Genomic DNA, 10,543 nt, shown 5'->3' with positions numbered 1-10,543 from the left:
TGAATATGGCCATTGCATTCCGAGCGCCACCAAAAGGCTGTATCCATCACACTGATCGTGGCAGCCAATATTGTTCCCATGAGTATCAAAAGATCTTGCGCCACCACGGGTTCAAGGCGTCAATGAGCGGCAAAGGAAATTGCTATGATAATGCGGCGGTTGAGACGTTCTTCAAAACGATCAAAGCAGAGCTAATCTGGCGAGACACATGGGACACCCGCAGGCAGGCTGAGATGGCGGTCTTCGAATACATCAACGGGTTCTACAATCCACGACGCCGCCACTCAGCACTGGGCTGGAAAAGCCCTGTCGCCTTCGAACGAAAGGTGGCTTAAACGAGCACTTGGGGCGGCACTAAAGCGTGACAGGTCCATGTCGCTTCAAACAGCCGCCACAGCAGAGACCATCTGTTCACCCTCCCCCTCTTGCTGGGGCGCAATACTCGGGTGCAGGCTCTCTGACGGGTCCGTCCCGATCACCCGCCTGCGTCTGAGCAAAAACAGCTTCCCCCAGCCCGCCCAAGTGCCGATAGAGGGCGCGGTGACATCCTGTTCAAAACGGTCCCGCCAGTCCTGTGGCAAAGGCAATCCCATTTCTGCCGCCTGCCCCAGCATCCACACCAACGATATATTCGACAAAGGGCGTGCAAAGTTGCGACCGCCCAACTGACCGCCCACATCGCCGTGACTGCCGCGAAACCAGACCTGTTTGATTTGCTCGGGTCGCGCAGGATCGCTTTTCCACATCACAGGGCTATAGACCACGCGCCGCTCGTCGCGGGCCAAGGCATGGCAACCCCGCTTGATCCCAGCGCCTAGATCATGATCGTGATACTCATGGCGTGCTGCACTTAACCGCCAGATGATCGGCGCGTTAATACCGAGTGACTTCACTGTGTCCCAAACGCCAATCATCTCAATCGGCACTTCAGCCCTGCAATAAGCCGCGCGAAATGCCTCGGCCTCTGGTCCGCCTGTTCTGCTTTCATAAAGGCGGTAGGCCTGCCGCACATTGCGTTCTGTCGCCTGATCGCGGCGCAGCAGGCCAACGCGGTCAATGATCCCTGCCAAGGATCGCACCGCATAAGCCCCCCGCGAATAGCCCATCAGATATATCTGATCCCCCGCACGGTAGCGCGATGCCAGATAGCCATAGGCCCGCCTGATCTGCCGATTGATCCCGCGCCCCGTGGCCACATCACGCACGGAACGCCAGTCGTCCCACTGCAATCCGGGTTCATAATAAATCGAAACAGCCCGCCCCATTTCACGGGCCAGATTATAGGTCAGCCCTGCATTGGTTTCCTCGCCCTGCCGCAGCGTCGACATCGTGCCATCCAGAATGATCAAATGCACCACAGGCCCGCGCATCGGGCTGATATCTGTGTCCGGCCTTGTCCAAAGGCGGCTAAAAAGCCGCCTCAGAAACGATGGTTTGCCTTCATTGCGCGGCGATGGTTTCACCCTGTAGCAACTCCCATACTTTATGCGGTGTGAACGGCATATCCGCCTGACGTACGCCGCTTTCCCACAGCGCATCCTGCACCGCATTAGAAACCGCCGCCAGCGCCCCAACGGTGCCCGCCTCGCCGCAGCCCTTCATGCCCATCAGATTCGCTGTTGAGGGTACAGGCTCACTGGTAAAGGAAATGTAAGGCACATCCATAGCACGCGGCATGGCGTAATCCATAAACGATGCTGTAAGCAATTGACCGTCTTCATCATAGACAACGCGTTCCTGAATGGCCTGCCCGATGCCTTGCACCACGCCGCCATGCACTTGGCCCTCGGCCAGCAACGGGTTGATCAGATTGCCGAAATCATCCACCACGGTGTAGCGATCGGTGGTGACAATCCCTGTTTCGGGGTCAATCACAACCTCACAGAAATGCGCCCCGTTCGGGAAACTGCGCCCATCCAGCGTTGCCCGCTCGTGATGGGTCAGCAGATCATCACGGCCCTTTTCACGCGCCATATCCGCCACTTCCAACATGCTCGGCGTCAGGTTTGAACCATCTGCGCGGAATCGCTCATCGTCAAAGCTGATCTCGGAGGCAGGCACGCCCATCTCTTCTGCAAGGAAAGCGGAGAATTCTTCTTTGATTTTACTCACCGTGGCCAGTGTCGCCGTGCTCTGCGTGGTCACCGAGCGCGATCCCCCCGTGCCGCCGCCCTGCGCAATCAGATCACTATCGCCTTGGATCACGATGATTTTTTCGGCAGGAATACCCGTCTGGTCACTCAAAAACTTGGCATAAACCGTCTCATGCCCTTGTCCGCCCGATTGCGTACCCACAAGGATTTCCACCATGCCATCCTCGCGGAAATTCACTTTCGCGCCTTCGCTCGGGTCGCCTAGAATACTCTCGACGTAATAGCAAACGCCCTGCCCGCGCAGCATACCACGCGCAGCATCCGCCGCTTTGCGCGCCGCAAATCCAGCCACATCCGCCTCTGCCTCACCCCGTGTCAGGACTTTGTTGAAATCACCCACGTCATAGGTTTCACCCGTGGCGGCGGCATAGGGAAACTGATCAGGCTTGATGAAATTGATCCGGCGCAACTCCAGCGGATCAACACCCAACTCCCGCGCCGCTCGGTCCATCACCCGCTCCAGCACATAAATCGCCTCGGGCCGCCCTGCACCACGGTAGGCATCCACCTGCACCGTGTTGGTATAATAGCCTTCCACCTGCAACCACGTGGTCTGCACATCATAAACGCCCATCAACACACGGCTGAACAATTGCGATTGAATAAATTGCCCGAACTGGCTGTTATACGCCCCCAAATTACACTTGCTCTGCACGCGGTAGGCCGTGATCTTGTTATTCTCGTCAAAGGCCAACTCGGCCAAACTGGTCAGATCACGTCCGCCATTATCGCTCAGCATCGCTTCGGTGCGGTCAGACATCCAATGCACCGGCTTGCCCAACACCCGTGCCGCATGGCTCACCAGAAAATGCTCGGGATAGGTCATCGACTTCATGCCAAAGGCGCCGCCCGTATCAGGGTTCGTCACCCGCACGTTTTCCGCCTCCAGACCAAAGGATTTAACCAAGTTATCCTTATGCACCCAAACACCCTGCCCGTTATTGGCCAGATGCAACCGCGTGCCATCCCATTCCGCAAAGCACCCACGCGGTTCCAATGAATTCACGATGATACGGTTATCGCCCACCTCCAGCGCCACAGTCTTTGCGGCTGCCTTAAACGCCGCCTCGGTCGCGGCCTCATCGCCCATGCCCCAATCAAAGGCACAGTTATCCGCCGCCTCAACATGCAAAGCCTCGCCACCGCGCGACATCGCCATGCTGGCAGGTAATTCATCCACGTCAAACATGATCATCTCGGCCGCGTCACGCGCCTGCTCATAGGTATCGGCGATCACCACCGCCACAGGCTCGCCGACATAACGCACCTTGTCTTTGGCCAGCATGGGCCGCAACGGCGCGGCGCCACTGCTGCCATCTCGGTTTTTCACCGTCGCCCCGTTCAGCGCAATATCCACACCCGCCGCTTCCATATCCGCGCAGGTGAACACCAGATGCACACCATCCGCCTCGGCGGCATCGCTCACGTCCAGCTCTGTGATCACCCCATGCGCATTGGACGAACGGAACACAAAGGTCTGCAACGCCCCTTCAGGCACGATATCATCCACATATCGCCCCTGACCTGTCAGAAACCGCACATCCTCAACCCGCTTAACCGGTTGGCTTTTGCCGAATTTTTCCATGTGCTTGTTCCCTATAGCCTGCAAAATCGCTCCAACGAAACTTAACCCACCCACAGGCCTTGTCCAGTGAACTTAATGCGATACCCGCATCAATTCCCCCGCATGTACGGCCTACCCTTCCCCTCTGCCCCATCCTCCGCTACATCAGGCGCAAACCTAAAAACGGAACCAATGATCATGGCACTGGAAAAGAACTTCGATTCAAACGAGGCGGAAGCACGCCTCTACGCCGCTTGGGAACAGGCTGGCGCATTCAAAGCAGGCGCAAACGCATCGCGCTCTGAAACCTATAGCGTCATGATCCCGCCGCCCAACGTCAACGGCTCGCTGCACGTGGGCCATGCGTTCAACAACACGTTGCAAGATATCCTGACCCGCTGGCACCGTATGCGTGGCTTTGATACGCTCTGGCAACCGGGCCAAGACCACGCAGGCATCGCCCTGCAATTGGCCGTGGAAAACAAACTGGCCGAGAGCGGTATAAAACGCACCGATCTGACGCGTGAAGAGTTCCTGAAGCACGCGTGGGAATACAAAGAATCCACCGCCGACACCATCGTGGGCCAGCTTAAACGCCTTGGCTCGTCGTGCGATTGGTCGCGCAACGCTTTCACCATGTCAGGCGCGCCTTATGACACCCGCGTGGGCCACGAAAACTCGCCCAACTTCCACGACGCCGTGATCAAAGTCTTTGTGCAAATGTACAACGATGGCAAAATCTATCGCGGCAAACGTCTGGTCAATTGGGACCCACGGTTTGAGACAGCGATCTCTGATCTCGAAGTCGAAAACATCGAACAGCCGGGCCATATGTGGCACTTCAAATACCCGCTCGCAGGCGGTGCGACCTATGAATATGTCGAGAAAGACGAAGACGGCAACGTCACCCTGCGCGAGACCCGCGATTACATCTCTATCGCCACAACCCGCCCCGAAACCATGCTGGGTGACGGCGCAGTTGCAGTGCATCCTTCAGATGAACGCTATACCCCAATCATCGGAAAACTTTGCGAAATTCCCGTTGGCCCCAAAGAATTCCGCCGCCTGATCCCGATCATCACCGATGAATACCCCGACAAAGATTTCGGCTCCGGTGCGGTGAAAATCACAGGCGCGCATGACTTTAACGACTACCAAGTCGCCAAACGCAACAACATCCCGATGTATTCGCTGATGGACACCAAAGCCGCCCTGCGCGCCGATGGCAAACCCTACGCCGAAGAAGCCGCGATTGCCCAGAAAATCGCCAATGGCGAACAGGACTTCGACGAGGCAATGATCGCCGCGATGAACCTTGTGCCAGATGAGTATCGCGGTCTTGACCGTTTTGACGCCCGTGAAAAAGTCATCGCTGACATCACCGCCGAGGGCCTCGCCGTGATGCATGAAGCGACCCGCACGGTCAAAGACGAAGACGGCAACAAATCGGAAGTGACCGAGACGGTCCCTTACGTCGAATCCAAACCCATCATGCAGCCCTTCGGCGACCGCTCGAAGGTGGTGATCGAGCCGATGCTGACCGACCAATGGTTCGTAGACACCGACAAAATCGTAGGCCCCGCCCTCGACGCCGTGCGCGGCGGCGACGTGAAAATCATCCCCGAGAGCGGCGAGAAGGTCTATTATAACTGGCTCGACAACATCGAGCCATGGTGCATCTCGCGCCAGCTTTGGTGGGGTCACCAGATTCCGGTATGGTACGGCCTAGATCTGCAAACCTCTGACTTCGTGGATGACGAAGGCGATGGCGCGCTCGATCTTGTTGAAATCACCCGCCTGCTGCGGGAACAATCACTGACAGAAGGCACCGACCAACTGCAATGCGGTGCCGATTTTGACAGCATCACCACTGGTTTCAAAGATGTCACCGCTGGCCTGCCTACCCCGCTAAACCATGCCCGCATCGTCGAGGCCGACTCACGTGCCGAAGCTATGCACATGCTCGCGGAAAGCCTTGGCAAATACTCGTTCAGCCAAGACCCGACAGAAATCGTCTATCCCGTTTGGCGCGACCCCGACGTCCTAGACACATGGTTCTCCTCTGGCCTCTGGCCCATCGGCACGCTCGGGTGGACGGGCGATGCTGACGTTGACGCGCAAAACGAAGCCTTGCAAAAATACTTCCCCACCTCCGATCTGATCACAGGTCAGGACATCCTGTTCTTCTGGGTCGCCCGCATGATGATGATGCAGCTCGACACCACAGGTCAAAAGCCTTTCGACACCGTCTATCTCCACGGCCTCGTGCGCGATGCGAAGGGCAAGAAGATGTCGAAATCCGTGGGCAACGTCATCGACCCGCTGGAAATCATCGACCAATACGGCGCGGATGCCCTGCGCTTCACCAACGCGGCCATGGCCTCGCTTGGGGGTGCGCTCAAGATGGAAGAACAGCGCATCGCGGGTTACCGTAACTTTGGCACCAAGGTCTGGAACGCCCATAAATTCGCCGAAATGAACGGCGTGTTTGACGGCACAGCGGTGTACGCACGGTGCACAGACGGTGTACCGCCTGTGACACCCACCGCGACCCTCAATAAATGGATCATCGGCGAAACCGCCCGCGTCCGCGAAGAGGTCGACGCAGCCCTAGATACCTACCGCTTTAACGACGCCGCAAACGCGCTTTACGCCTTTGTCTGGGGCAAGGTCTGTGACTGGTATGTAGAGCTGTCCAAACCCCTGTTCCAAGACGACGAAGGCAAAGGCGCATTGGCAAAAGAGACACGCGAAACAATGGCTTGGGTGCTGGATCAATGCCTGATCCTGCTCCACCCCATCATGCCTTTTGTGACCGAAGAACTCTGGGGCAACACCGCCCAACGCCCCAAGCAATTGGTGCACGCAGATTGGCCCACCTACACCACCGAAGCCCTGCTCGATGCAGACGCGGATCGCGAGATGAACTGGGTGATTTCCCTCATCGAAAACATCCGCTCCGCCCGCGCCCAAATGCACGTTCCAGCGGGCCTGAAAGTGCCCATGATCGTCACCGAAATGGACGCAGCAGCACAGGCGGCATGGGACAATAACGAAGCGATGATCAAACGCCTTGCCCGCGTGGAAAGCCTTGATAAAAAGGATGAATTCCCCAAAGGCACCGTTGCAATTGGCGCACCGGGCGCCACCTTTGGCCTGCCCCTCGAAGGGTTGATTGACCTTGACGCCGAGAAGGCCCGTTTGCAAAAATCTCTGGACAAATTGGCCAAGGAGATCGGCGGTCTGAAAGGGCGTCTCAACAACCCCAAATTCGCCGCCTCCGCGCCCGAAGAAGTGGTCGCCGAAGCCCAAGAAAACCTTGCAGCACGCCAAGAAGAGGCAGACCAGTTGCAAGCCGCGATGAACCGCCTCGCCGAGATTGGCTAAACGCGCTTAAGAAAAAGACCGCCAAGGCACGAGCCTTTGGCGGCCTTTCATAACTCACTGTAATAGCTTACTTAAAAACGGCTGCCCGTTTTTCAAAAGACGCAGCAATCACTTCCATCTGATGCGGCTTGCCGATCAAATCCACCTGCAAACGCGATTCAGCGTCCAGCACAGCCGCAGCATCAGCAGTCTCGGCAATCCCGATCAAGCGTTTGGCCGCCCGAATGGCAGACGGGCTTTTGCCTGCAATGGTCTCGGCCAGTTCCTGCGCCGCCGCCAATGGATCATCCGCCAACTCCGTCACCAGCCCCCAGCGCTCGGCCTGCTCCGCGCTGATTGGCTCTGCCGTATAGGTCAAACGCCGCAGCACATCTGACCGCACCAGTTTAGGCAACAAAACCATGCCGCCCATATCTGGCACGATCCCCCATTTCATCTCCATCACGGCAAACTGCGCATCAGGCGAAGCAATGCGAATATCTGCCCCCAGCGCCAATTGGATGCCAGCGCCAAAGCACACGCCATGCACGGCAGCGATTACAGGAATATCCATACGCGCCCAGACCATAGCAACCTCTTGCCATTGGTTGGTGGTGCCCTCGCCATGGGTGCGTGGCATCAGCAATTCTGCAGGGTCTTTTCCAATCATCCCTGACAGCCCGGAAATATCAATCCCCGCGCAAAAGGCTTTGCCCTCGCCCGACACAATGACAGCCCGCGCATCCGACGCCGCAACCTCATTACCCGCAGCAATAATCGCTGTGATCATATCCTGATCCACGGCATTCATTTTATCTGCGCGGGTCAGGCGCACATGGGCGATGTGATTTTCATAGGTAACTGAGACGCGTGACATGGGTTTTCCTCCGATAAACAATATCGCCAGCCAAGCAGATGTGGGCCGTTCGTTCCAGCAAAACGTAGCGGCAATTAAATTTACAGTACCGCGCCCTTTTCTGCGCTGACAAACCCACGCCTTACAAGCAGCGTCAGTGCTTGCCGCCTCTCGGCGGCCAAATATCCGGCTTTGCGATCACACAGGCCTTGCTCTGCCCATCGCCCCTGCATTAACTGGCCGCATGACACATATACGCCTCACCCCGCTCGCCCAGTCCTTGCCTGCCACAGTGCCATTTGTAGGCCCCGAAACCCAAGAACGCGCGCGCGGCTCTGCGTTTGAGGCGCGGTTGGGGGCAAATGAAAACGTCTTTGGCCCCTCTCCACAAGCCATCCGCGCCATGGCCGAGGCGCCGCAATGGATGTACGGCGATCCCGAAAGCCATGATCTGCGCACAGCCCTTGCCGCGCATCATGGCTGCACCCCTGATCACATCATGGTCGGCGAAGGCATCGACGGGTTACTCAGCTATATTGTGCGGTTGATGGTCGGGCCGCAGGACGCGGTTGTGACTTCGGCGGGGGCCTATCCTACGTTCAACTACCACGTAGCGGGGTTTGGCGGGACACTCCATGCGGTGCCTTACGTTGAGGATCACGAGGACCCGCAAAGCCTGCTTGCCAAAGCCGCCGAAGTGGATGCCAAACTGGTTTATCTGGCCAATCCCGACAACCCAATGGGAAGCCATCACAAAGGGGAAGACATCGTAAAGGCGATGGATGACTTACCCGCCACAACGCTGCTGATCCTTGATGAAGCCTATGTCGAATGCGCCCCTGAGGGCACCGCAGTGCCCCTGCCCGCAGATGATCCGCGCTTGATCCGCATGCGTACTTTTTCCAAAGCCTACGGGCTGGCGGGTGCACGTGTCGGCTATGCCATCGGCCACCCTGACCTGATCCAAGCCTTCCACAAAGTACGCAACCATTTCGGCATGAACCGCGCCGCACAAGCGGGCGCCTTGGCCGCGCTAAACGACCAACCCTATCTGGCGCAAGTCCAACAGCAGATCACTCAGGCACGTGACCAGATCGCGCAGATCGCCCAAGACAACGGGCTAACCCCGCTGCCTTCCGCGACTAATTTTGTCACAATTGATTGTGGCCGCGACGGGGATTTTGCCAAAGCTGTGCTGGACGGGTTGATTGCCCAAGGCATCTTTGTGCGCATGCCCTTTGTCGCCCCGCAGAACCGCTGCATCCGCATCAGTTGCGGCACGCCAGCGATGTTGCAGGCGCTGGCGACCGCCCTGCCCAAAGCCCTAGCGGACGCCAAGCAAGGCTGAGACTGCGGGCGGCTTTAGTGGCCCGCGATCACCTCTGCTGCTGCATCCAATGCGCCCCGCCCATGGGTGATGCCAAGGCTGGACATGCCCGCCTGCATCCCGCCGAGCAGGCCCATAATCATCTGACCGTTCACATGCCCCATGTGACCCAATCGGAAAAACGCGTCCCGCGCAGGATCGTTCGGCTCTGCCATGCCAAGGCCGATCCCCAGCGTCAGGCCCAATTCGCTCTCGACCCAATTGCGCAAGCGCGTACCGTCACTGCCCCCCAGACGCAACGCCGTCACCGCCGTGCTACGGTGTGCAGGGTTGGTGATGTTCAGGCGCAAATCGCCCTCGGTTGACCATGCATCACAGGCGGCCCAGACCGCACGCGCCAGAACGCCGTGGCGTGCCCAAACGTTTTCCAATCCCTCGTCGTGGATCATGCCCAAAGCAACCTGTAACCCGAACAAGTGATGCGTCGGGCCTGTTCCGTTGAAATATTGCCAGAACTCTGTTGCGGTGCTGCGCTGGTTCCAGTCCCAATAGCGGCTGACACGCGGCATGGCATCACGCACCGCTTGTGCACGGTCATTAAAGAACACAAATGAACACCCCGGAGGCACCATCAGGCCCTTTTGACACCCTGTCACCATGACATCGACACCCCATGCGTCCATCTCGAACTGGTCACAGCCCAGCGAGGCAATGCAATCGACCATCAACAATGCAGGGTGCCCCGCCGCATCCATGACAGCACGCAAACCTTTGATATCGCTTAGAACTGATCCAGACGTGTCCACATGCACAGCCAGCACTGCTTTGATTTCGTGATCTTTGTCCTGCGCCAGCGCTTCGGCGACCCTATCCAGATCAATGGGAGAGGATTTACCAAAATCAATCACCTGTGCCTCGGCCCCCAGACCTGTGGCAACATCCCCCCAGCCATGGCCGAACCGGCCCGTCGCAGGCACCAGAACGCGGTCGCCGGGGGCGACCACATTGCTCAGCGCCGCTTCCCATGCAGCATGCCCGTTGCCGATATAGATTGTTGCGTAGTGTTTTGTACGGGCCACACGTTTAAGATCGGCGATAATGCCGGGCATCGCCTCTACCAATTCACCACCGTAAATATTCGGAGCAGCGCGGTGCATTGCCTGCAAAACTGCCTCTGGCATCACTGATGGACCAGGAATAGCAAGGTATCCACGTCCATGGGACAGATTTGGGCTGTTCGTCATTTCTATATTCCTATCTCTCAAACAGATACGGCA

At 57.7% G+C, this 10,543-nt stretch carries 7 protein-coding genes; 3 read left to right on the top strand and 4 right to left on the bottom strand.

Annotation, left to right across the window (positions count from 1 at the left end; all coding sequences use genetic code 11):
• Positions 1–335: DDE-type integrase/transposase/recombinase (locus GGR95_RS03370; protein ID WP_184562710.1), on the top strand; the 335-nt coding region annotated here is incomplete at its 5' end.
• A gap of 45 nt (positions 336–380) precedes the next feature.
• Here GGR95_RS03370 and GGR95_RS03365 read toward each other — a convergent pair.
• Together GGR95_RS03365 and GGR95_RS03360 are read right to left on the bottom strand one after the other, a co-directional pair.
• The gene (locus GGR95_RS03365) at positions 381–1,370 is read right to left on the bottom strand and encodes a DUF2235 domain-containing protein (RefSeq protein WP_184562708.1); all 990 of its coding nucleotides are present in this window, start codon (positions 1,368–1,370) and stop codon (positions 381–383) included.
• Between the two features lie 70 nt (positions 1,371–1,440).
• Positions 1,441–3,738, bottom strand: a complete 2,298-nt coding sequence (locus GGR95_RS03360) for a xanthine dehydrogenase family protein molybdopterin-binding subunit (protein ID WP_184562706.1) — start codon at positions 3,736–3,738, stop codon at positions 1,441–1,443.
• A gap of 177 nt (positions 3,739–3,915) precedes the next feature.
• Here GGR95_RS03360 and GGR95_RS03355 point away from each other — a divergent pair, with 177 nt between their 5' ends.
• Positions 3,916–7,104 (top strand): valine--tRNA ligase, encoded by a 3,189-nt coding sequence (locus GGR95_RS03355; RefSeq protein WP_184562704.1) that lies wholly within the window; start codon positions 3,916–3,918, stop codon positions 7,102–7,104.
• Positions 7,105–7,171: 67 nt separating this feature from the next.
• On the opposite strand, the gene GGR95_RS03350 is transcribed toward GGR95_RS03355, so the two are convergent.
• Positions 7,172–7,960: a crotonase/enoyl-CoA hydratase family protein gene (locus tag GGR95_RS03350; protein ID WP_184562702.1), complete on the bottom strand. Its 789-nt coding sequence runs from the start codon at positions 7,958–7,960 to the stop codon at positions 7,172–7,174.
• Between the two features lie 223 nt (positions 7,961–8,183).
• Here GGR95_RS03350 and GGR95_RS03345 point away from each other — a divergent pair, with 223 nt between their 5' ends.
• Positions 8,184–9,287: a pyridoxal phosphate-dependent aminotransferase gene (locus tag GGR95_RS03345; protein WP_184562700.1), complete on the top strand. Its 1,104-nt coding sequence runs from the start codon at positions 8,184–8,186 to the stop codon at positions 9,285–9,287.
• Positions 9,288–9,301: 14 nt separating this feature from the next.
• On the opposite strand, the gene GGR95_RS03340 is transcribed toward GGR95_RS03345, so the two are convergent.
• Entirely contained in the window at positions 9,302–10,510 is a 1,209-nt protein-coding gene (locus GGR95_RS03340) for a pyridoxal-phosphate-dependent aminotransferase family protein (RefSeq protein ID WP_184562698.1), read from the bottom strand.
• Between the last annotated feature and the right edge of the window lie 33 nt (positions 10,511–10,543).

Source organism: Sulfitobacter undariae (assembly GCF_014196805.1).
In the GTDB taxonomy this organism is placed as follows: Bacteria; Pseudomonadota; Alphaproteobacteria; order Rhodobacterales; family Rhodobacteraceae; genus Sulfitobacter; species Sulfitobacter undariae.
The sequence above is the reverse complement of the archived record's forward strand: the minus strand, read 5'-3'. Positions and strand labels throughout refer to the sequence as shown.